At 62.4% G+C, this 21,558-nt stretch carries 19 protein-coding genes and 1 riboswitch; of the genes, 9 read left to right on the forward strand and 10 right to left on the reverse strand.

The genetic code is table 11. From position 1 onward, the window contains the following. The first annotated feature begins 139 nt into the window (after nt 1-139). The 3 genes from GQ59_RS19995 (at nt 140) to GQ59_RS20005 (ending at nt 3,853) form a co-directional block, all read left to right on the forward strand. A complete protein-coding gene (locus tag GQ59_RS19995) occupies nt 140-904 on the forward strand; it encodes a TlyA family RNA methyltransferase (RefSeq protein ID WP_037084339.1) in 765 nt (254 codons plus the stop codon). Then, complete coding sequence (locus tag GQ59_RS20000) at nt 901-2,145, forward strand: class I SAM-dependent RNA methyltransferase (protein WP_037084341.1); 1,245 nt, start codon at nt 901-903, stop codon at nt 2,143-2,145. Before GQ59_RS19995 ends, GQ59_RS20000 begins: the two co-directional genes overlap by 4 nt. Before the next feature lie 133 nt (nt 2,146-2,278). Further along, nucleotides 2,279-3,853 carry a peroxidase family protein gene (locus GQ59_RS20005; RefSeq protein ID WP_037084342.1) on the forward strand — a complete coding sequence of 525 codons (1,575 nt, stop codon included), beginning with the start codon at nt 2,279-2,281 and terminating at the stop codon, nt 3,851-3,853. A 38-nt stretch (nt 3,854-3,891) separates the two neighbouring features. Here GQ59_RS20005 and GQ59_RS20010 read toward each other — a convergent pair whose 3' ends face one another. From GQ59_RS20010 to GQ59_RS20020, 3 genes are all read right to left on the reverse strand, one after another. Then, nucleotides 3,892-4,266 (reverse strand): hypothetical protein, encoded by a 375-nt coding sequence (locus GQ59_RS20010; RefSeq protein ID WP_037084343.1) that lies wholly within the window; start codon nt 4,264-4,266, stop codon nt 3,892-3,894. A gap of 83 nt (nt 4,267-4,349) precedes the next feature. Further along, nucleotides 4,350-5,108: a crotonase/enoyl-CoA hydratase family protein gene (locus GQ59_RS20015; RefSeq protein WP_037084345.1), complete on the reverse strand. Its 759-nt coding sequence runs from the start codon at nt 5,106-5,108 to the stop codon at nt 4,350-4,352. An 11-nt stretch (nt 5,109-5,119) separates the two neighbouring features. Beyond that, nucleotides 5,120-6,913: an acyl-CoA dehydrogenase gene (locus GQ59_RS20020; RefSeq protein ID WP_037084346.1), complete on the reverse strand. Its 1,794-nt coding sequence runs from the start codon at nt 6,911-6,913 to the stop codon at nt 5,120-5,122. 345 nt (nt 6,914-7,258) lie between these two features. Between GQ59_RS20020 and GQ59_RS20025 the strand changes: the two genes are divergently transcribed. Then, a complete protein-coding gene (locus tag GQ59_RS20025) occupies nt 7,259-8,254 on the forward strand; it encodes a transporter (RefSeq protein WP_037084443.1) in 996 nt (331 codons plus the stop codon). Nucleotides 8,255-8,321: 67 nt separating this feature from the next. Here GQ59_RS20025 and GQ59_RS20030 read toward each other — a convergent pair whose 3' ends face one another. The 3 genes from GQ59_RS20030 to GQ59_RS20040 all read right to left on the reverse strand — a co-directional run bounded on the left by GQ59_RS20030 (nt 8,322) and on the right by GQ59_RS20040 (nt 10,732). Next, entirely contained in the window at nt 8,322-8,774 is a 453-nt protein-coding gene (locus tag GQ59_RS20030; protein WP_037084347.1) for a BA14K family protein, read from the reverse strand. Between the two features lie 192 nt (nt 8,775-8,966). Then, nucleotides 8,967-9,389 carry a BA14K family protein gene (locus tag GQ59_RS20035; RefSeq protein WP_037084348.1) on the reverse strand — a complete coding sequence of 141 codons (423 nt, stop codon included), beginning with the start codon at nt 9,387-9,389 and terminating at the stop codon, nt 8,967-8,969. Between the two features lie 98 nt (nt 9,390-9,487). Further along, nucleotides 9,488-10,732 carry an aromatic ring-hydroxylating oxygenase subunit alpha gene (locus GQ59_RS20040; protein WP_037084350.1) on the reverse strand — a complete coding sequence of 415 codons (1,245 nt, stop codon included), beginning with the start codon at nt 10,730-10,732 and terminating at the stop codon, nt 9,488-9,490. Between the two features lie 102 nt (nt 10,733-10,834). Further along, nucleotides 10,835-11,065, reverse strand: a riboswitch (cobalamin riboswitch). 165 nt (nt 11,066-11,230) lie between these two features. Between GQ59_RS20040 and GQ59_RS20045 the strand changes: the two genes are divergently transcribed. Genes GQ59_RS20045 through GQ59_RS20060 form a run of 4 tightly spaced genes read left to right on the forward strand, consistent with a single transcriptional unit; the run spans nt 11,231 to nt 14,707 of the window. Further along, a complete protein-coding gene (locus GQ59_RS20045; RefSeq protein ID WP_037084351.1) occupies nt 11,231-11,845 on the forward strand; it encodes a DUF6656 family protein in 615 nt (204 codons plus the stop codon). Nucleotides 11,846-11,878: 33 nt separating this feature from the next. Continuing rightward, a complete protein-coding gene (locus GQ59_RS20050) occupies nt 11,879-12,856 on the forward strand; it encodes an L-threonylcarbamoyladenylate synthase (RefSeq protein ID WP_037084353.1) in 978 nt (325 codons plus the stop codon). A gap of 28 nt (nt 12,857-12,884) precedes the next feature. Next, the gene (locus GQ59_RS20055; protein WP_037084354.1) at nt 12,885-14,330 is read left to right on the forward strand and encodes an FAD-binding oxidoreductase; all 1,446 of its coding nucleotides are present in this window, start codon (nt 12,885-12,887) and stop codon (nt 14,328-14,330) included. Next, nucleotides 14,327-14,707, forward strand: a complete 381-nt coding sequence (locus tag GQ59_RS20060; RefSeq protein ID WP_037084357.1) for a winged helix-turn-helix domain-containing protein — start codon at nt 14,327-14,329, stop codon at nt 14,705-14,707. The genes GQ59_RS20055 and GQ59_RS20060 overlap by 4 nt, the downstream gene beginning before the upstream one ends. Before the next feature lie 16 nt (nt 14,708-14,723). On the opposite strand, the gene GQ59_RS20065 is transcribed toward GQ59_RS20060, so the two are convergent. Continuing rightward, entirely contained in the window at nt 14,724-17,312 is a 2,589-nt protein-coding gene (locus GQ59_RS20065) for a DUF1217 domain-containing protein (RefSeq protein WP_037084444.1), read from the reverse strand. 304 nt (nt 17,313-17,616) lie between these two features. On the opposite strand from GQ59_RS20065, the gene GQ59_RS20070 reads away from it, so the two are divergent. After that, entirely contained in the window at nt 17,617-18,183 is a 567-nt protein-coding gene (locus GQ59_RS20070) for a DUF6101 family protein (RefSeq protein ID WP_037084360.1), read from the forward strand. An 80-nt stretch (nt 18,184-18,263) separates the two neighbouring features. On the opposite strand, the gene ubiA is transcribed toward GQ59_RS20070, so the two are convergent. From ubiA to GQ59_RS20085, 3 genes are all read right to left on the reverse strand, one after another. Further along, nucleotides 18,264-19,214 carry a 4-hydroxybenzoate octaprenyltransferase gene (gene ubiA, locus GQ59_RS20075; protein WP_037084361.1) on the reverse strand — a complete coding sequence of 317 codons (951 nt, stop codon included), beginning with the start codon at nt 19,212-19,214 and terminating at the stop codon, nt 18,264-18,266. Nucleotides 19,215-19,313: 99 nt separating this feature from the next. Beyond that, entirely contained in the window at nt 19,314-20,123 is an 810-nt protein-coding gene (locus tag GQ59_RS20080) for a MipA/OmpV family protein (protein WP_037084362.1), read from the reverse strand. Nucleotides 20,124-20,223: 100 nt separating this feature from the next. After that, on the reverse strand, nt 20,224-21,480 hold the full coding sequence (locus GQ59_RS20085; RefSeq protein ID WP_037084364.1) for a cyclopropane fatty acid synthase: 1,257 nt from the start codon (nt 21,478-21,480) through the stop codon (nt 20,224-20,226). Nucleotides 21,481-21,558: the final 78 nt, after the last annotated feature.

Genomic DNA, 21,558 nt, shown 5'->3' on the forward strand with positions numbered 1-21,558 from the left:
CTCAGTTGAAACAGCATTGGATATCTCCTCCAGTCTGGAGAGAATCCCAACATGATTAAAATTTGATTGAATGCGGCCGGGAGTTTTCATGAAGCAAGCCCCTTGCAAGCCAGGCGATAGGCAGGCATTGACTGCTACCATGTCCTCAATTCCTGAAAACCAACGCCTCGACCAGCTTCTCGTCTCGCTCAATCTCGTCGCGAGCCGAGCCCGTGCGCGCGATGCGATCGCTCGCGGCACCGTCACCGTCAACGGCCGCGTCGTCACCAAACCGAGCCTCACCTTCCCGCTCGACGCCAAACTCACCATCGACGACCCGGCGCAGGATTACGTGTCCCGCGCGGCGCTGAAGCTCGTCGCGGCGTTCGACCACTTCAAGCTCGACCCGGCAGGCCATGACTGTCTCGATATCGGCGCCTCGACCGGCGGCTTTACCGAAGTGCTGATCATGCGCGGCGCAGAACATGTCACCTCGATCGACGTCGGCCACGGACAGATGCATCCGCGGCTGCTCGCAGAGCCGCGCGTCACCAATATCGAAGGCCTCAACGCCCGCTATCTGACCGCCGAGGATTACGACGACCGCGAGATCACCTTCATCGTCTCCGACGTCTCGTTCATATCGTTGAAGCTGGCGCTGGCGCCGGCCCTCGATCTTGCCGAGCCCGGCGCGCATTGCGTGCTGCTGGTCAAGCCGCAATTCGAGGCCGGACGCGATGCGATCAGCAAGGCCGGGCTGTTGAAGGAGCCGGAGACGGCGCCCCAGGTCGCAGCCGAACTCGAACGCTGGCTCGTCGAAGAAATGGGGTGGGCAAGCCTCGGGCTGATCCCCTCCCCGATCGCCGGCGGCGACGGCAACCAGGAATACCTGCTCGCAGGCGTGAAGCCCGGGGAACCGTCATGAGCACGGTCACCGTCACGATCAACCGGCTCGGCGCGCAGGGCCACGGCATCGCCAATGGCGAAGACGGCCCGGTCTATGTGCCCTACGCTCTTCCGGGCGAAACGCTGGCGATTGCCCGCAACGGCGATCACGGCACGGTCATGTCGACCTCCAACCCGTCGCCGGACCGGGTTACGCCGCCCTGCCGCCACTTCGGGCCTGACAGCGACGCCTGCGGCGGCTGCTCGCTGCAGCATCTGGCCGACGCGCCCTACCACGCCTTCAAGCGCAACCTCGTCGTCGAGGCGCTGAAATCCAAGGGCCTGACGCCTGAAGTGGGCGAACTGATCATCGCCCATCCCGGCGAGCGTCGTCGGGTGGTGTTTTCCGCACGCAGGACCGAGAAGGAATTGCTGCTCGGCTTCAACCGCGCCGAGACCAACCATATCGTCTCGATCGTCGAATGTCCGATCGCCTCGCCCGGCATCGTGGCCCGGCTTGAGGCGATCCGCGCGGTGGGCAAGGCGCTGGCGACCGGCTCCGACACGTTCCGCATCGCGGTTCTCGAAACGCTTGCCGGCCTCGACCTTGCCGCGGAAGGGTTGAAGCCGCTCGACGACAAGCAGCGGCGCCTGGTCACCGAGACGGTGCTGGCGCTGAAAAACATCGCGCGGGTTTCTGCCAATGGCGAGATCGTCATCGAATTGCAGAAGCCTCTGGTGGATTTCGGCGGCGTCAAGGTCTCTCCGCCGCCCGGCGCCTTTACCCAGGCGACGAAACCGGCGGAAGGCGCGATGGCAGAATTGGTGCTGTCGCATGTGGGCAAGGCCAAGCGGGTTATCGACCTGTTTGCCGGCTCCGGCACATTTTCCCTCCGGCTCGCCCGCATCGCCAAGGTGCATGCGGTCGAAGGCGACGAGAAGTCGGTCAAGGCGCTCGATCACGCTGCCCGCAATACGCAGGGGCTGAAGCCGGTATCGGTGGAGAAGCGCGACCTCTTCCGCCGGCCGATGATGGTGTCCGAACTGAAGAACTACGACGCCGTCGTCTTCGATCCGCCGCGCGCCGGCGCCGAAGTCCAGATGAAGGAGCTTGTCCGATCTGGCGTTAAGACGGTCGTGGCGGTGAGCTGCAACCCCCTGACGCTCGCCCGCGACCTTCGGATTCTCGTCGACGGCGGATATCAGATCAAGGCCGTCACGCCAATCGACCAGTTCCTCTGGTCGCCGCATGTGGAGGCTGTCGTACTGCTGCAGAAGTAACGGCGCTTCGCGCGCCGGAAACAATTTTTGGTTGCATGCGATTTGTTTGCATCCATAAGTTAAAATGCCATCCTTTCGATGCAACCATCAGCCCCGGATAACGAGTGGCGATGGTCTTCGAAGGAGGGTAATCATGACAGAATTCGCAATGCATGGACACGGCGTCCGAGGCATGCACTGGGAGACGCTTCAGTCTCTGACCGGGCATGGGGATCCCGGCAAATTCGGGCGGATGTTTCCGAAACTGGATCCGCTCAATGTCGACGATGATATCCTGATCGAACTCGCCCGCGCGATGAAGGAGCCGGGGGATCCGGGCGAGAACCCCGATCCCGCGGGAGACAACAGACACATCCCGGCAGGCTTTACCTATTTCGGGCAATTCGTCGATCACGACATCACGCTCGACACGACGCCGCTCGATCAGCAGAAGGCTGATCCCCTGGCTACCCGGAATTTCAGAAGTCCGGCACTCGATCTCGATTCACTCTACGGAGATGGCCCGGGCATCCATCCCTATCTTTACCAGCGCGATCCGGTGAGTTTCAGGATCACACCGAAGCTGCTGGTCGGGCATGCGGCGGAATCTCCCGACAACGTGCCGGGCAAGAAAATCCCGTCCCTGCCGAACGACCTGCCGCGCAACCAGGTCGGTCACGCCTTGATCTTCGACGAGCGAAACGACGAAAACCTTCTCGTCGCGCAGACACACCTGCTGATGATCAAGTTCCACAATGCCGTCGTCGACTGGGTCAAGCAGAAGCAACCCGGTCTGGATGGAACCACGCTGTTCAAGGAGGCGCGGCGCATCGTCACCTGGCACTATCAGTGGATCGTGCTGTTCGACTTCGTCGAAAGGCTGACCGAGCCGGGGCTCGTCCGCAAGATCAAGGATGCCGGCCGTCGCTACTACCGGTTCGTCGAGACGCCCTATATGCCCGCGGAGTTTGCGGCGGCGGCCTACCGTCTCGGCCATTCGATGGTGCGCGAGACCTACAGTCACAATCACGTCTTTCATCCCGGTCCCGGCGCGATTGCCAATGGTACGCTTCCTTTGCTCTTCTTCTTCACCGGCAAGTCGGGCAAGATCGTCGGCGAACTGGATCCCGACCCTTCGGACTTCCCGCTCAATCCGCAGGTCGCTCTTCCGTCGAACTGGGCGATCGACTGGCGGCGGTTCTTCGACATCGAAGGAACCGGCGGTGCCGATTTTTCCTTCAACTTCTCCCGGCGGCTGGATCCCTTCATCACGCCTTCGCTTCATGAACTTCCAGGCCTTCGGGAGGATCCGACCGAGACAGAACGGCGCGAAGCCAATCTCGCCTTCCGCAACCTGCGGCGCGGCGTTCAGATCGGCCTGCCATCCGGCCAGGATGTGTGTCGGGCGATGGGCCTTGCACCGATGGCGCCGGAGCAGATCGCCAGGGGCCAGGACGGCAAAGTTGCGGAACGGCACGGGCTGCATATCAAGACGCCGCTCTGGTACTATGTTCTGAAGGAAGCGCAGCACCACCATCAGGGCGAGCGCCTGGGGCCGATGGCCTCGACAATCGTCGCCGAGACGTTCCTCGGTCTCGTGCACGGTGACCACGAGTCGTTCCTGTGGCTGCGCTCCAACTGGAAGCCGGAACTGCCCAGCGCCACGGCCGGCCACTTCACCATGGCCGATCTGATACGCTTCGTGGGGGATATCAACCCGATCGGCTGACCGTTGGATAACGGCCTGGCGAGTGACCGCCGGGCCTCTTACCGATCCAGATCGAGCGTGCCGCTACCCACCACGCCGGAGCAGCGGCAGCGGCCGCCGACGCGGCCGGGCTCGGCGTTGCAGACATAGGGACGACGGCGATCCATGCTGGGCGGCGGGGAGACGACGCAGACATAACGCTGGGGGCGGGGGCGATCTCTATCGCGGTCACGGTCGCGATCCCTGTCCCCGTCACGATAGCGGTCACGATCATCGTCGCGGCGGATGATGACGCCGTTCGGGCCGATGGTGACGGAGGGGCTCTGGGCGAGTTGCAGCGGCTGGCTCTGCAATGGGAATGCCAGCGTCTCGGCCTGCGCCGGCGCTATTGCCAGAAGCGATACGAGCAAGCACGACCAGAAACGATAGGACATTCTTTCCTCCCAGGTTATGGGGGCAATCTAGCGCTGAAGCTGCGTCAAAAGAAGACGGGAGCGGAGTTTCCCACGGGACACCGTTAACGTCGCATGAAGGCCTCGAAGGCGGCGCGCGCCTCTGCACTTTTGAGCTGGGCGGAGAAATGCGCCAGTTCCTCATCCATGCGGGCGAGCACCGCGTCGCGCGGTCCGCGCACCAGGTCGCGGGCGATCCTCAGGGCCTGGGGTGGTTTCGCCGAAAGGCTGGCGGCCAGCGCCAGCGTCTCGGCTTCGACCGCCTGCGGCTCCACGATCTTCCAGATCAGCCCGGCATCGAGCGCCGCCTGCGCGGAAAATCCCTCACCCGCCACCAGCATCGCAAAGGCGCGCTGGTGGCCGATGACTTTCGGCGCCAGCAGGCTGGAAGCGGCTTCCGGCACCAGCGCCAGATCGACGAAGGGCGTCTTGAACAAGCTGCGGGCGGAGGCGACCGTCAGGTCGCAATGCATGTTCAAGGTGGTGCCGATGCCGATCGCGAGGCCATCCACGCCGGACACCAGCGGCTTTTCGGCAAGCGCTAAGGCCTTGATGAAAACGGCGGCGGCAGGCGCATCCTTCGATCCGGACATGGCATAGGCGAGGAAATCGCCCATGTCGTTGCCGGCGGAAAAGCAGCCTTCGGTGCCGAGGAAGGCGACTGCGCGAACGGCGTCGTCGCTGTTCGCCTCTTCGAGCGCCGTGGTCATGCGGTCGTACATGGCCGAGGTGATGGCGTTCTTCTTTTCCGGCCGGTTGAAGCGGATCACCATGACGCCCGGCTGGGCCTCGGGGCGCTCGACGAGGATGTGGTTATCGCTCACGGATGTCTCCTTCACGCCAGGACCGCGCGGGCAGCTTGCAAGCTCTCGGCGCCTGAAATGACGCGGTCCTTCAGCGCCGAAGTTTCGGCGAGCAGGTTTTCGGCCATGAAGCGGCAGAGCGCGACGCGCTTTTCCGGGTCACCGTTATCGACGGCAACAAGCGCGCCCTTGGCAAGATAACAGCCGGTCAGCACCAGGCCGAACAGGCGCTGGTAGGGCGTCGCGCCGGCAAGCGCATCGGCCGCCTTTCCGGCCCCTTGAGTTTCCAGCAGCCAGCCGGTGGCGGTTTCGAGTGCGGCGATGGCAGCCCGCAGTCGGTCTCCCGTCTGGCCGAATCCCGGATCGTTGGAGGCCGAGACCTTGTCGGCGATCTCCTTCAACTCGCCGATGAAGCCGCGCACCGTCTCGCCGCCGGAGAGCGGCAGCTTGCGGGTCACGAGGTCGATCGCCTGGATGCCGTTGGTGCCCTCGTAGATCGGCGCGATGCGGGCGTCGCGCAGGTAGCGGGCAGCCCCCGTCTCCTCGATGAAGCCCATGCCGCCATGCACCTGGATGCCGAGCGACGCCACGTCGACGCCGGCGTCAGTTGCGAAAGATTTGGCGATCGGTGTCAGAAGCGCTGCGCGTTCGGTCCAGTGGCGGGCCTCGTCGCCTAGGGTGTGATGCGACATGTCGATCGCGTGGGCGCAGGTGTAGCAGATGGCGCGTGCCCCCTGCGTCAGCGCCTTCATCGTAATCAGCGTGCGGGCGATATCCGGATGGTCGATGATCGGGCTCATGCCATTCCCCGACCAGCCTGGCGCCTTGCCCTGGGTGCGTTCCCTGGCAAAGGCGACCGCCTTCTGGGTTGCGGCTTCGGCGATCGCCACGCCCTGCATGCCAACCGCCAGGCGCGCATTGTTCATCATCGTGAACATGCAAGCGAGGCCCTTGTTCTCCTCGCCGATCAGCCAGCCGATCGCGCCCTTATCCTCCTCGTTGCCGGGAGAATATTTGCCGTCGCCATAGATCATCGTGCAGGTCGGCGAGCCGTGGATGCCGAGCTTGTGTTCGATCGAATGGCAGAAGACGTCGTTGCGTGCTTCCAGCGATCCGTCGTCGCCCACCAGGAATTTGGGGACCAGGAACAGCGAGATGCCGCGGGTCCCGGCAGGCGCATCGGGTAGACGCGCCAGCACCAGATGAATGATGTTGTCGGCGGCGTCGTGCTCGCCCCAGGTGATGAAGATCTTCTGGCCGAAAATGCGGTAGGTGCCGTCGTCGCTGCGCTCGGCGCGGGTCTTCAGGACGCCGAGATCGGAGCCGGCATGCGGCTCGGTCAGGTTCATGGTGCCGGTCCATTCGCCGGAGACCATCTTCGCCAGGTATTTTTCCTTCAGCGCCTCGCTGCCGTGCGCGACCAGCGCCTCGATCGCGCCCATGGTGAGCGTCGGGGCAAGCGCGAACGCCATGGAGGCGGAATTCCACATTTCCAGCGCGGCGACGTTGAGCATATGCGGCAGGTTCTGGCCGCCATAGGCTTCCGGCGCGGTCAGGCCGTTCCAGCCGCCCTCGCGCCAGTGACGATAGAGTTCCGGCCAACCATCCGGTGTCGTCACCTTGCCGTCGGTCAGGCGGGCGCCCTGTTTGTCACCGATCTCGCCGAGCGGCGCCATCTCATTGCCGGCGAACCGTCCCGCCTCCTCCAGGATCGCCTCGACCAGATCGGCGCTCAAGTCGCCGAACCTGCCGATCTCCAGGGCGTCGGAAAGGCCCGCCACGTGGTTCAGGGTGAAGGCGATCTCCTCGACCGGTGCCTTGTACATGATGATCCTCCTCGTGGGCGCAGACGTAACTGCCGTATTCTAGCCGATTCTGCTCCGTCGGCATTCCTCATATGCTTTTTACGTAAACGTAAATACGGTTGTCAATATTCGTTCGTCAGAGCTGCCGTAACGAGGTCTTCGTCTTCGTCAGCCAGATAACCGTCAAGCGCGGCGTCCGGCCATGCCAAAAGGCCCGGATCGTTTCGGTCGGCGGCGGCGACAGCTCGGATTGCTTGCGATATTCACCTTCAAGAAGCTACTTCTTCGGCTTTAGAGAATCTTGTTGAAACCAGCGTTACACAAGAGGTCTATGGAGTGATGCCTATGCTTCCGGATTCCTCGCCCATGTCCCTCGTGAACCCCGCCGTCCCAGGCCTCGTCTGGGCCTATCGCTTCCATCCGGGCTCGGCGCCCTGCACCCGGTTGCCGATTGATGCGGCGCGCAGCGATCTCGAAGTCGGCGACGGGTTCCTGTGGCTGCATCTCAACCTCGCCGACAGCCGGGTCAACGCCTTCCTGGAGAGCTTTCCTGGCCTGACGCCGCCGGCTATCGCCGCTCTCACCACCCACGACACGCACGCCGCCGTGACGCTCGACGAGCAGCTCGTCTATGGCACCCTGGTCGACTTCCAGCGGGAATTCGACAGCGAGACACGCAATATCGGCTGGCTGCATTTCTTCGTCTCGGACAGGATCATCATCACCACGCGCCTGCAGCCCCTACGCTCGATCGACCGGGTGCGGGCGGCGATCGAAAAGAACGCCTCGCGTTACAGCAAGCCGATCGACGTGTTCGAGACACTGGTTGCCGAATTCCAGCGCACGCTGATCGCGCTGGTGATGGAGCTCACAGAAGAAATGAACATCATCGAGGATTTCGTCTACGACAACACGCCACGCGATGAACGCCGACGCCTCGCGCCGATCAGGCGGACGGTGGTCAGGCTGCACCGGCACCTGAGGACGGTGCTGACGCTGCTGCGGCGCGCAGCGGCGACCGACGACGACGAGATGCCGCCCGGTTTCGACGATGCCGCCTCGCGGCTGATCGGCCGGCTGGAGGCGGCGGACCACGATGTCTACGCGCTTCAGGAGCGGGCACGACTGCTGCACGAGGAAATCGACTCGAAGCTCTCCTCCGAGACCAACCGGCACCTCTACATCCTGTCGCTGATGACCGCCTTCCTGCTGCCGCCGACTTTGGTCACCGGCTTTTTCGGAATGAACACCTCGTCGCTACCCTTCGAGGGAGGTTCCGGCGGGACGACCTATGCCTTCGGCTTGATCGGCGTTTCGGTGCTTGCCGCCTGGTGGCTGTTGAAGCGCACCGGCATTCTCTGACCGCTGGATAAACGAAACCCGCCCGGGTTCGATACCGGACGGGGTGAGGTCGTGCCGACGGACGCTCTCAGAAATAAGGCGAGTAGCAGGTCTGGCGCGGGCCGTAGTTTGGCTGGAACGAATTCGAATAGGCGTCGTAGGAACGGTAGCGATCGGCACACCATTCGTAGTGGCGCGGATTGATATCGTCGCCGCCGCCATAGGCCGGAGCCGGCTCGGCATAACGCGGCTGGGCCGCGATGGCGCCGCCGATCAGGGCGCCGGCACCGAATGCCGCCAGCGGGAACCAGTAGCCGTTATGACGGCGATAGCCCGGACGGTAGTCGCGATAACCGCGATGCCCGCCATACCAGCCGCCGCCATGGCGACGGTACTGCACGGGGGTCACGTCGGTGTTAGTGCCGGTTTCGATTCCGGTGGCCGGAGCGGACGGCAGCGGCATTGCCTGAGCGGGCATCAGAGCGCCCGCGAGAACGGCAGCGGAAATTCCCGCAACCGCGATCTTCTTCAAAAGAGTCATGTTAAGTCCCCAGTTCCCTTGTCCATGCGTCAATTTTTGACAGCCAGTTATTTCAGTATGCAGCGAATTTAAATTTTGCCGCAACCTTAGGAAGTTCATCCTGAACGCGCAATTAACGTGCGCCGCGACGAAGCAAGCCCGGCCGTGGCATATGCCGCGACCGGGCTTGACGGAGAGATGGTCAACGCTTGCTTACCTGTATGGCGAGATGCAGCGTGCCCTCACGCCGGCGCGCGGCACATAGGTGTCGTCCCAGGCCCGATAACTGCGATAGCGGCTCTCACACCAGGCGACGTGACGGCTCGAATGACCGCCACGGTCGGCCTGTATGGCACCACCGATGATGGCGCCGGCGCCGAAGGCGGCGAGCGGGAACCAGAACCCGTTGTGATAACGGTAGCCCGACCGGCGATCACGATAACCGCGGGGGCCGCGATACCAGCCATAACGGTCACGCCGGAAGTCGCGACGGTACTGGACATTGGTGATATCGCCGGCGGCCGAAATGCCAGCCGGCGGCGCCGGCATTTGGACAGCCTGCGCAGGCACAAGCCCGGCAAATGTCGTGACAACGGCGACTGCCGCCGCGGTCAAGCGCAAACGAAGAGCATTCATCTTGGGCGTTTCCTCATTCTGATTTTCGATGAGAAAACAACGGCGGATGTGAGCTTCCGTTCCTGGCGGGGCGCCCGGCGCCGATCACGACTTGGCGATCAGGCGACGATCGAAAGTTTCGCCTGGTCGCCCTGCAGCCGGTTGACCATGAAGTTCGAATACCATTCGACGAACTGCATGACGCCGCCTTCGTGGAGCGTCGAATAGGGACCCGGCTCATAGGCGGGCGAGCGGATGCCGAAGGCATTTTCCTCGACGATCTGGCGGTCCTGGTCGTTGGTCATGTTCCAGACATGGGTCAGTTCTTCGAGATTGTAGTCGACGCCCTCGACCGCATCCTTGTGAACCAGCCATTTGGTGGTGACCGCCGTTTCCTCCGGCCCGAGCGGGGTGACGCGGAAGGAGATCGCATGGTCGCCGAGAATGTGGTTCCAGCTGCTCGGATAGTGGAAGAGCAGCATGGTGCCGATCGAATTGATCGTCACGTCGTCGGAGAGTTTGCGCTGCACGGCGTTGCGGCCGGTCATCGTATAGCTCTCGGCATCCTCGATCAGCGGCATGCGGGCCACGCGGAACTGGCCGGTCTCGTCCATCCGGAATTCGCTCGGCAACCCGGCCTCTTCGCAACGCTGCCAATGGGCGGCAATGACCGGATCGTCCTTGGCACCCTGGACGCCGGTCGCGGTCGGCGATTCCGGATAGGTACGGCAGAGCTCCGGGTGGTTGGCGGCGCAGTGGTAGCATTCGCGGTTGTTTTCCCAGACGAGCTTCCAGTTGCCCTTCTCGATGATCGTCGACTGGTGCGCGACCTTGGCTTCCGAGAGGCGATGCGGGGCCATATAGGGTTCGATCGCCGCGCGAACCGGCGCGAAATCGGGCGCCTCGTTGGCAAGGCAGATGAAGATATAGCCGGCGACGCTCTCGCAATGGACCTTCTTCATGTTGAACTGGGTCTTGTCGAAATCCTGACCCATCTGGCGGCCGACCAAAAGAGAGCCGTCCAGCTCGTAGGTCCACTGATGGTAGGGACAGACGAGCCGGACCGCCGAGCCGTGCTCCTTGGTGCAGACGCGGCTGCCGCGGTGACGGCAGGTATTGTGCAGCGCCCGGATCTGGTTGTCGCGGCCGCGCACGACGACGATGGGATAATCGCCGATCTGCAGGGTGAAATAGGCTCCGGCCTTGGGCAGCTCGCAATCATGTCCGACGAACAGCCAGTCGCGGTACCAGATCATTTCCAGATCGAGCTTGTAATAGGCGGGATCGGTATAGAAGGGCTGTTCGAGGCTGAAGCCTTCGCGGCGGTTCTTGAGCTGCCGCAGGGCCTGATTGCGAATTTCCATAATTACCTTCCTCGTCAATGTGGACAGCGGAAGGACATGGAAATGCCGGCCGGCCTCAAGGCCTGCCCAACACCCTGTCCCGAACGCCCGCCGCGTCCGGTCGTCGTCTTTTGTCCCGAGGCTGGTTTCCGGGCTCAGGAGCTTGTCCCTTGGGGGGACCGGCTCGGCGCCTTCCCGGGCGGCCTTTGCGGCTCTTTCCCAGTGGCTTTTGCCGTGCCTTATTGCTCCACCACCGTTGCGGGGGCAGCGCCGGATCGGTTTTTTCAGACCCCTGCCGGCTTCCCAATTCTCCGCCTTCCCTAGCCAGGCGGCACCTCAAGATCGAGGCGGATATAATCATCGAGCGAGCGTGTCGCATAGGCGACATTGCGACATCGGCAACCGCGTTGGCGACAGCAGCGAAACGGCCCAAAATGCAACACTCCAGCCCCACGAAAGCGAAACCTGTCATTAAGGGATAAGCCATAAAATCCCGGCTCGAATGGGAGCGATGCCACCGTGCAGGCCAAGGGAAAGATCCGTTATTACAAAGCTCCGCCACCAAAGCCTCCGGCGCCGGTGGTGATGAAGACTGCTGTCCATTCCGAATTCCTCCGGACGGGGCGCATCGCCCGCTACAATCCGGTCTGGCTGCCGGAAGAGCGCCGTTACCTCACCCATGAAGAGGTCGCAGAGCGCACCGGCAAAAGGCTCGAGGCAGCCGGGGAAACGAGCCACAACCGGATCAACTCCTTCCATCGCTCGATCCAGTTTCCGAAGATCATCTTTCACCACACGCTCGATGAGCGGCCGCATCTCGGCTATTGCCACGTCACCGCGGCAAGAACCTTTCTTCCACGCGGCATCCCTGTGAGCTGGTCGTTCTATATCGCCAACTTCTTCTCCAAGATCGGCGAGGAAGAAACGTTCTTCGAACATATCAGCCCGGCCTATTCGCGCATGTATTTTGCCGTTGCGGTCGAACGCGAGGCCGATCAGCCGCTGCAGATCAACCGCACGATCCGCAAGAACGGCCTTCTGTTCCAGACCAAGGATCCGATGGAAGCCATCAAGAACGTCCTGATGCTCGGCACGTCCAACGAAATGCTCCGCGAGATCATCAAAAAGCTTTGAAGACGCTCGGGTCCGCGTTATTGACGGGCGGATATGACGGCTCAAATCATCGACATCATCCGGGATCATGACGGCGCGCTTCGTCAAGCCTGCACCGTCCTTGCGGACGGACTTCCCGTGGCGATCCCGACCGAGACGGTCTACGGACTTGCGGCCGACGCCACCAATCCCGCCGCCATCACCCGCATCTATGAGACCAAAGGCCGGCCGCGCTTCAACCCGCTGATCTGCCACATGTCGGATCTCGACATGGCCGAGCGCTATGCCGACTTCGATCCGATCTCGCGCAGGCTTGCCGAAGCCTTCTGGCCGGGTCCCCTCACCCTGATCCTTCCGCTGAAGCCCGAAAGCGGCATTCATGCGCTGGCGACGGCCGGGCTCGATACGGTCGGCATCCGGCTTCCCAAGGGCTTCGCTTCCGAACTCATCCGTGCCTTCGGCAGGCCGCTCGCGGCTCCCAGCGCCAATACGTCCGGCAAGGTGAGCCCGACCAGCGCGCGCCACGTGGCCGACGACCTGGGCGAGAAGCTGGCGTTGATCATCGACGGCGGTGCGGCTCCGGTCGGTGTCGAATCGACCATCGTTCGCGTCGAGAACGGCGTGATCCGGCTGCTGAGACCGGGCGGGGTAGCCGCCGAAGAGATCGAGACGGCAACCGGTCTTGCGGTGATCCGACCGGAGGGACCGGCGGCGATCATCGAGGCTCCCGGCATGCTGGCCTCTCATTATGCGCCCGGTGCAGCGGTGAGGCTCAACGCCGACCATGTCGAGACCGGCGAGGCCTTGATCCGGCTCGGTTCCGCGCCGGTGAAAGGAATGGAGCTTGCCGCAGCGGTTTTTGACCTGAGCCCGTCCGGCGATCTTGCGCAGGCGGCGGCAAATCTGTTCGATTACCTGAAACGCGCCGACGCCACCGGCGCCGCCAGCATCGCCGTCACGCCCATTCCCGACCATGGGCTTGGCGAGGCCATCAACGACCGGCTGGCGAGGGCGGCGGCCCCGCGGGAATAAGCTGGGGGCAAAAGAGGAGGAGACGCCGATGGACATTTCAGGGCCGAAACCAGAGCTTCTCGACCGCTTCGCGGCGATCGTCGGCGAAAACCACGTCCTGCGCGACGCGAACGATCTTGCGCCGCATCTCGTTGAGGGCCGCGGCCTCTACAAAGGTTCTTCGCCGATGCTCCTGAAGCCGGGCTCGGTCGAGGAGGTTGCCGCGATCCTGAAGCTTGCGAGCGAGACCGGCACGCCAATCGTGCCCCAGACCGGCAATACCGGCCTTGTCGGGGGCCAGACGCCGCGCACCGGCGGCAACGACCTGATCGTCTCGCTCGAACGGATGAACCGCATCCGGGACGTCGATCCGGTCGCAAACGTGCTGGTCGCCGATGGCGGCGCCATCCTTGCCGACGTTCAGAAGGCGGCGGAAGCCGTCGACCGGCTGTTTCCGCTGTCGCTTGGTTCGGAGGGCTCCTGCCGCATCGGCGGCAACCTTTCCACCAATGCCGGCGGCACCGCCGTGCTCGCCTACGGCAATACCCGCCAGCTCTGCCTGGGGCTGGAAGTGGTGCTGCCGACAGGCGAGATCTGGGACGGCCTGCGCCGACTCAAGAAGGACAATACCGGCTACGACCTGCGTGACTTGTTCATCGGCGCGGAAGGCACGCTCGGCATCATCACCGGCGCGGTGCTGAAACTTTTCCCGCAGCCGGTCGGGCACCAGGTGGCGCTTGCCGGGGTCAATTCGCCGGCGGACGCGCTGAAGCTCTTCGAGCGGGCCTCGAACCTCTGCGGCACGGCGCTGACCGGTTTCGAACTGATGCCGCGCATCGGCATCGAATTCGTGACCCGGCATATCGAGGGCGTGCGCGGTCCGCTCTCCGAGCCGCATCCGTGGTACGCGCTGATCGACATCTCGACTTCGGATTCCGCCGAGACGGCCGGATCCATGGTGCAATCGCTGCTCGAACAGGGTTTCGAGGCGGGCCTCATCCGTGACGCCGTGATCGCCTCCTCCGTCGCCCAGCAGAAGGCGCTCTGGCACATGCGCGAAAGCATGTCCGACGCCCAGAAGCCGGAGGGCGGGTCGATCAAGCACGACGTGTCGGTGCCCGTCTCGAAAATCCCGAGCTTCATGGCAGAAGCCGAGCAGGCGGTGCTGGCGGCCATGCCGGGCGCCCGGGTCTGCGCCTTCGGCCATCTCGGCGACGGCAACATCCACTACAATATCTCGCAGCCGATCAGCGCCGACATGGCCGCCGACAAGGCAGCGTTCATCGGCCGCTGGCGGGAAATCAACGCGATCGTCCACGGCATCGTGCTCGCCGCCGGCGGGTCGATTTCGGCCGAACACGGCATCGGCCAGTTGAAGCGCGACGAGCTTGCCCATATCCGCTCGCCGATCGAGATGGACCTGATGCGGCGCATCAAGCAGGCGTTCGACCCGGCCGGCATCATGAACCCCGGCAAGGTAGTGGCCATTCCATGAGCCAACGGTCGAAGACCACGATCCGGATCGACCTCGACAACGGCGTGCGGCTCGGTCCGGGCAAGGCGCAGCTTCTGGAACTGATAGCCGAGCACGGCTCGATCCGGGCGGCGGGCGCTTCGATCGGCATGTCCTACCGACGGGCATGGCTGCTCGGCGACGAAATCAACCGGATGTTCAAGGAGCCGTCGATCTTTACCCGCCATGGCGGGAAAAGCGGCGGGGGTGCGGGCCTGACCGAATTCGGCCAGGAACTGCTGTCCCGCTACCGGCGGATGGAAAAGGCGAGCCGCGACGCCATGCGCGCAGACCTCGACTGGCTCGAATCGAACGCCGATCCGCGCTTTGAGACGGCCGACAAGAGCGACGACGCCTGAGACGAGCGGTTCGCTCTCAGCTCATTCTGATCTGGGACAGTGCCCACAGCGTATCCGAGCTGATGCCGGCCGAGCCGCTGCCGCCACTCAGGATGCTCACCGCCGATGCGGTGTTCACGCTGTTCTCCAGATCGTACATGATCGTGAAGCGCTGCACCAATTTCCTCACCTTTTCGGGATCGGCCAGGTCTTCGAGATCGAGCTTCTTTTCCACTATCTTGGCTTGCTGATCGACATCCATGTTGCCGATTTCCGGGGGCAGGCTGAAGGTGACGCGGAAGAACTCCATCAGCGCCTCGTCGCCGAGGATCACGTAAGGATCGGTGATGCTGTCGGACATGCGCTCGAAATAAAGCGCGAGGCGGACGCCCGGATTTTCCTCGCCCTGCTGGGTTTCGAGCATCTGCCGGACGTAAAGGTCCTGGGTCGCGACAACTTCGCCGCCATTCTGGGCCTCGCCTGCCGAGCTGCGGTCGATCTCGCCCTTGGCATCGAAATTGAACGTACCGACGATCTGTGCAAACCGCTTGTCCGTCTGGGTATTGACGAAGCTCTCGGGATCGGCGGGATCCGAGTTGAAAGCCTCCTTCAAGAAGTCGTTGGTGACCGTGGAAGGATCTATCCCCTTGGAGATCATCAGGATGTCGAGCGTCTTGCGGTCGGCGAGCAGCTCGTCGCGGCTGCCGATACGCTGCATCGCGGCGGTATAATATTTCGCCTCGGTCTGGGCTTTCTCCCTGGCCGCCTTGAGTTCGTCGCCTTCCATGAACCGGCTTTGGCGCAGGATGTAGTCCTTGGCGACATTGGTGATTGCCGCATTGGACTGGAGCAGCACCTGCCGCGTGACGCCCCCCTTCGTGTCGAAGTTGAAGAACTTGGCAAGCGAGACGAAGCGCTCATCGTTCAGCTTGTAGATATAGCTGTTCGGATCGGAAAGGTCGCTTTTCAGGGCCTGCTTGATCGTCAGTTTCGAAACCGTCGTCGGATCGAGGCCAACCGCCTCAAGAGCAAAGTCGAAGGAGTCCTGGGCGTCGTTGTGCAGGAAGTCGTCAAGCGTCTTCACCTCAAAAAGCTTGAGCTTGTAGAACTTGATGGTCTTGTCGAGATCCGCTTCCTGCTTGTCGTCCCAGCGGCTCATATAGTCGCTGCGGGTGGAGCTGGTCTGCAATTCGTCCTGGGCCTGACCGGCGGCGACGGTACCGTCGGTATTGAAATTGAAGGCCTTCGCCAGCTCCAGATATTCCGGATTGGTATCCCCAAAGCGGTTCGCATAGCTGTTCGGGTCGGAGAGGTCGCTCGTCAAGATCTGCTCGATCGTCGTCTTGACAACCGTGACCTTGTCGAGATTGAAGGCAACCTTGATGTATTTGAGGAGCCGCGGATCATCGATGAAATCGGTGACATTGGTGGCCGTCTTGAGCTCCTGCTCGAAGAGCTCCTGGTTGAACATCGCCTCGGCATGGGTGATACGGGTCTGCTTGTTGAAGAAACCGCCGACGATCTCCAGCAGCTTTTCGGGAGTGACCGCGCCGCCTGCCGGCACCGAGCCGTCCGCATTGAACTTGAAATCCTCGGCAAGCGATTTCATCAAGCCGAGATAGGGCGCATCGGACGCCCCGGCAGCGATGATTTTTGCAAGTTCAGCGCGCCGTTCCGCCGTCTGGGCGATCGGCACCAGCCTGCCATCCAGCTCGGTATAGCGCGTCTGCGATGTGGCCAGGGTGGTCTGGTCTTTCTGGATCGCCTCCACCGTTTTGGTCAACTCCACCTGCATGGCGTCGATCTCGTCCTGGAGGGTCGGCGGGCCGCCATTATTCAGCTCATCCTGCTTGGTGGCGATCTGGGTCTCGAGATCGGTTTTCCTCTGCTGGCCAAGCGTGATCGAGTCCTGAAGAGCGGGAATGCCTGTGCTGAGGCTCAGCCGCTCGGCAAGCTCGCTGTCCTCGGTTTTCACCGCATTATACTGGTCGAGTGTGTTGCCGTAGGCGGTGTTGTAAAAGCTGGTCGGGTCGGCTGGATCGCTCACCAGCACGCCGCGGATCGCATTGTAATTGTAGTATTTCGTATCGATGCCATAGGCGGTGAACAGATAGTCGCGGAGCCTCGGATTGGCCAGCAGCTGATCGACGTTGGTGATGTGGCCGGTCTCGCCCAGCATCACCTTGAAATAGCGGGTGTCGGCCTCGAGCGTATCGTCCTGGGCGGCGATCGTCTGGTCATAGGTATCGAAGAGTTCCTCCATCTGCCCATTGGACTGGGCGACGGCCCCTTCTCCGTTGGAAACGCCGAAATTGAAGGCTGCGGCGATATTCTGATATCGGTCGTCGGTCAGGCGGTTCGCGAAGCTGTTGTCGTCGCTGAGATCGCTTTCCAGCACCTGCTTCATGAACGCCTTGGCGTAGATCATGTCATCCAGGCCATGCGCCTGCATCGCATAGGAATAGAGGCGATAGTTGTCGAGGAACTCGTCGACCGTTTTTATCTTGCCGATATTCTCCTGGTAGTACTTCGTATCGTTGACGACCATCGTCTGCCCGGCGATCGTCTTCAGGCTTTTCTGCATGTCGCGATTGACAAGATCGAAGGTGAGATAGGTCGATACCACGGAAACGCCCCACGAGTCGGAATGATGCTGCCGCAATCATCGCGACCTAGCCTTGCCCGGGGCTTTTCTGGGCGTTCCGGCGTCGCCCCGGGATTGTCCCAGGCCTGGACAGGAATGCCGCGATTCACTTTCCGGAAACCCAAAAGCGTGCCCTTTCGCTAACCATCCAGGCAGGCAAGGCTTCTTTAACCGCTATTTTTAAGCAGTCTCGAACATGGCCCGCCCTATGCTTTGGCTATCAGAGGACAAAAGTCCCGTAGAGAAACCGGCAACGGCTCTCAGGTAAAACAAGGGTAGCATATCGATGACCAACACTGTTCTGAAGCCCGTCTGGGCAGGGTCGACATTCAGGCTCGATCCGTCTCGTTTCCCGCAGCAGGTTACCTATGCGCTGCGCGAGACATCAGGAGATGTCTCCATCACCATCGACGAACGCGGCGCCGTGCTGCGTAAGATCCTTCCCGCAAGCGGCCTGCCGCTCTCCTTCGCCCTGCCCGCCCGCGCCTTCAAAGGGGTTGCGGCCCGCGCCATAGACCACGGCGATGGCGAAGTGACGGTCACGCTCGAACTGCATCACGACGATCCGGATCTGTGCATCCCGCTGCTCGTCGCCCACGACCTCTGCGACATCGCCGCCGACTGGCGGAGCTGGTCGGACGCCTATCGCATTCCAATGCTGATGGTGGAAGCCGACGGCATCGCCCGGCCGCTGGAAAACCATATCGGCGACGTGCGCACCAATGCCGTCAGGCAGCGCCGCCGCCATTCCTATTTCGCGGCCCGCCGGCCGCGCTTCCTGGTCCGCCGCACCACCGGCAGCCTGGGCGTGACGATGAAAATCGAAGGCAAGGAGATTATCGCGCGTCGGTAGGGCTTTGCTTGTCCCTTTGTCCACCGCCCGCGCGATAAGGTGGGAGAGAGCCCGATCCTCAAGCGGTCGGGCTTTTTCCATTAAAGGGCGAGCGACAGGAGGAGGCCGGCAAACAGGATCGCGCCAACGCGGTTATTGGACTTGAAAAGCTTCAGGCACTGGTCGGCATTGCCGATATCGAGGACCAGAACCTGCCAGCCGAACATTACCGCCGCGGCGAAAAGGCCGAGATAGGCAAGGAAACCGACGCCGGCCGATCCGAAAGCGAGCAGCAGGAAGACGAGCGTCAGGCCGTAAAGACCGATCAGCCACGGCTTGGTATTGTCGCCGAAGAGACGCGCGGTCGAGCGTACCCCGATCAGCTCGTCATCCTCCTTGTCCTGATGGGCATAGATCGTGTCGTATCCGATCGTCCAGGCGATGGCGGCAAGGTAGAGCCAGATGGCGGCAAGCGAGAGACTGCCAAACGTTGCGGCCCAGCCCATCAGCGCGCCCCAGGAAAATGCAAGACCCAGGAAAAACTGCGGCCAGTCGGTGAACCGCTTGGCGAAGGGATAGATCGCCACCACCGCCAGCGACAGGATGCCGAGCAGGATGGTGAAGGCGTTGAACTGGATGAGGACGAGCAGGCCGACCAGCGCCTGCACGGCGATGAAGACCTTGGCTTCGAAGCGGGAGACGCGGCCGGAGGGCAGCGGCCGCGAACGGGTACGCGCCACTTCCATGTCGATGTCATGGTCGACCAGATCGTTATAGGTGCAGCCGGCGCCGCGCATGGCGACCGACCCCAGGAAGAACAGCGCGAGGTGGAAAAGCAGGAGGCCGAGGGAAAACGGGCCATCTTCCTTGGCAGCGTTCGCCGCCAGCGCCGCGGACCAGAAACACGGCCACATCAAAAGCTGCCAGCCGATCGGCCGGTCCCACCTTGCGAGCTGCGCATAGGGCCAGGCCGGCCGCGGCAGGACGCGGTAGACCCAGTTGTCGGATGGAGCGTCGGCCACGCGGCCGCTGAAATCGTCGGCGTTCGTCATGGCCGGTTCTAGCGCCGGCCGAACGCTACGGTCAAGCCGGCGCTTTGTCGCCTTCCGGAGTGGAGACGCCCGCGCCTCGCGGCGTGAAAGAACGACGCCTTAGGGCAGCGAGAAGCCGAATTTGTAGCTTGCCGAAACGCCGAACATCAGCTGGTTTTTTGAGCCTCGCTCGCGCACCAGGCTGCTGTCGGCGACATCGCCCGTCAGCCGCTTGTATTCGGCGAACGAGGTGAGCTCGAGCTGTTCGGTCGCCTTCCAGGTCAGCGCCGCACCGACGCCCACCGAATGCAGGCCGCTGCCCGGATCGTAGGCGGAGAGGCCCGACGCCGCTGACTCGCTCGGGGTCACCTTGTAATAGGCATCGTTGTAGCCGTTGCTTGCCCAGGTCGCCCGCGGACCGCCGGAAAGCCTGAGGTCCGGTTGAAGATCGGTGAAGGCATCGACCGAGACATCGGCGACGACACCCTCGTGGCTGCGGATGCCCTGGCGGATTTCTGCCCGGGCGCGGATCCAGTCGGTCGGATAGATATCGACGAAGCCGCCGACTTCGCCGCCGAGCTTCACCTTTTTCAGACCCCTGAGATCATCGGAGGTATCATCGTCGCGCGGCATGATCAGCTTGGCCGCCACGCCGGCGCGGATCGAACCCTGGTCGATCAGCGCGAAGGAGATGCTGTCGTTGCGGGAGGAGAAGCGTGCCTGCTTGCTGTTCTGGCGGCCGAGCGAAATGATCGGCGAGAACTGCAGGCTGCGGCCGTTGTCGCCCTCGAATTTCGGCGCGACGAAACCGGCGCCGCCGAGCGTCAGGTACCAGTCGCCTGACCAGAAACCTTCCTGGGCCCCGGCGCTGCCGGGGGAAACGATCGAAAAGACGGAGATGAAAAGGGCAGCCCGGAGAGGCAGGGACATGGCAATGGATCCTGAAAACGCAAAACAGAACAGAGACCCCACTGGGGATTTCTGTTCTATTATCGCATTTCCATTGCCAGCCTGTTAACCAAGCGGACGTTCAGACGGCGACCTTGTCGAGCGGGATGCGGCTCTGTTCGAAGGCCCTGAGTTCCGCCTCGCGCTCGTAGATGTAGTCGCGGTTGTCCGGAACGGCGGTACGTTTCTTGACGATCTGCATCTGGAAAATGAAGAAGCTTTCATGGGTGAAGGCCATTTCCGAACCGGCCAGATAGAACTCCCACATCCGCACGAAACGATCGTCGTAAAGCGCCGCCGCCTTGTCCTTGTTGGCTATGAATCGCTCGCGCCAGTGGCGCAGCGTATGGGCATAGTGCATCGGCAAGATTTCGATGTCGGAGACGAGCAGGCCCGCCTTCTCGATCGACGGCATCACTTCCGAGATCGCCGGGATATAACCACCCGGGAAGATGTATTTCTCGATCCAGGGATTGTTGATGAGGGCCGGATAGGGCTGGCCGATCGAATGCAGGACCATCACGCCGTCATCGGCGAGAACGTCGTTCACCTTGTTGAAGAACTTGGGGTAATTCAATCGGCCAACGTGCTCGAACATGCCGACGGAAACGATGCGGTCGTAGCGCTTGTCCGGCGGCAGGTAATAGTAGTCCTGCAGTTCGAAGCGGACGCTGTTGGCAAGCCCACGCTTGGCGGCGCGTTGGTTCGAAATCTTGAGCTGCGCGGTCGAGAGCGTGATGCCGGTTACGTCGACGCCGGAAGATTCCGACAGATACATGGCCATGCCGCCCCAGCCGGAGCCGATCTCCAGCGCCTTCTGGCCCGGCTCGGCAAGCAGCTTGGCGACGATATGGCGCTTCTTGGCGATCTGGGCCTCGTCGAGCGAAATGCCCGGCGGATTGAAATAGGCGCAGGAATATTGCCAGTCTTCGTCAAGGAAGAGCGAGAACAGCTTTTCGTTGAGATCGTAGTGATGGGCGACGTTGCGCCGATTGTGGTTGATCGGCACACGGTTGCGGAACTGGGAAACCAGCACGCGGGCGATGCCGCGCCAGATCATCCCAAAGGTCAGGCCTTCGCTGAGGGTATTGTCCTTGATGAGCGCCAGGAACTCGTAGATGTCGCCGTCATCGATGACGAGACGGCCGTCCATGTAAAGCTCGCCGAGCTTCAAGGGAGGATCCGCCACCAGTTCGCGTTCGGCAGCCTCGTCGATAAACCGTATCGAAACGGAGCGCCCACTGCCGCCGCCATAACGCTGCTCGCCGCCCGAACCGCGTACGATCAAAGTTCCAGTCTTGATGATTTTGCTGAGAAGATTGTGAAGGGACGAGGCCACGGACCCACCTCCAAGAATACTAAGGATACCTTACTAATCCAAAATCTAGGCGTTTCTGTGCGACTTTCAAGCACATTC

The sequence above is a fragment of the Neorhizobium vignae genome, from assembly GCF_000732195.1.
GTDB lineage: Bacteria > Pseudomonadota > Alphaproteobacteria > Rhizobiales > Rhizobiaceae > Neorhizobium > Neorhizobium vignae.

What these genes read in the sequence shown, in the direction of transcription:
- GQ59_RS20035 (WP_037084348.1), bottom strand. Translation starts at nt 9,389, where the DNA reads ATGAATGCTCTTCGTTTGCGCTTGACCGCGGCGGCAGTCGCCGTTGTC.
- GQ59_RS20060 (WP_037084357.1), top strand. Translation starts at nt 14,327, where the DNA reads ATGAGCCAACGGTCGAAGACCACGATCCGGATCGACCTCGACAACGGC.
- GQ59_RS20000 (WP_037084341.1), top strand. Translation starts at nt 901, where the DNA reads ATGAGCACGGTCACCGTCACGATCAACCGGCTCGGCGCGCAGGGCCAC.
- GQ59_RS20050 (WP_037084353.1), top strand. Translation starts at nt 11,879, where the DNA reads ATGACGGCTCAAATCATCGACATCATCCGGGATCATGACGGCGCGCTT.
- GQ59_RS19995 (WP_037084339.1), top strand. Translation starts at nt 140, where the DNA reads ATGTCCTCAATTCCTGAAAACCAACGCCTCGACCAGCTTCTCGTCTCG.
- GQ59_RS20020 (WP_037084346.1), bottom strand. Translation starts at nt 6,913, where the DNA reads ATGTACAAGGCACCGGTCGAGGAGATCGCCTTCACCCTGAACCACGTG.
- GQ59_RS20070 (WP_037084360.1), top strand. Translation starts at nt 17,617, where the DNA reads ATGACCAACACTGTTCTGAAGCCCGTCTGGGCAGGGTCGACATTCAGG.
- ubiA (WP_037084361.1), bottom strand. Translation starts at nt 19,214, where the DNA reads ATGACGAACGCCGACGATTTCAGCGGCCGCGTGGCCGACGCTCCATCC.
- GQ59_RS20005 (WP_037084342.1), top strand. Translation starts at nt 2,279, where the DNA reads ATGACAGAATTCGCAATGCATGGACACGGCGTCCGAGGCATGCACTGG.
- GQ59_RS20030 (WP_037084347.1), bottom strand. Translation starts at nt 8,774, where the DNA reads ATGACTCTTTTGAAGAAGATCGCGGTTGCGGGAATTTCCGCTGCCGTT.
- GQ59_RS20025 (WP_037084443.1), top strand. Translation starts at nt 7,259, where the DNA reads ATGTCCCTCGTGAACCCCGCCGTCCCAGGCCTCGTCTGGGCCTATCGC.
- GQ59_RS20080 (WP_037084362.1), bottom strand. Translation starts at nt 20,123, where the DNA reads ATGTCCCTGCCTCTCCGGGCTGCCCTTTTCATCTCCGTCTTTTCGATC.
- GQ59_RS20040 (WP_037084350.1), bottom strand. Translation starts at nt 10,732, where the DNA reads ATGGAAATTCGCAATCAGGCCCTGCGGCAGCTCAAGAACCGCCGCGAA.
- GQ59_RS20010 (WP_037084343.1), bottom strand. Translation starts at nt 4,266, where the DNA reads ATGTCCTATCGTTTCTGGTCGTGCTTGCTCGTATCGCTTCTGGCAATA.
- GQ59_RS20055 (WP_037084354.1), top strand. Translation starts at nt 12,885, where the DNA reads ATGGACATTTCAGGGCCGAAACCAGAGCTTCTCGACCGCTTCGCGGCG.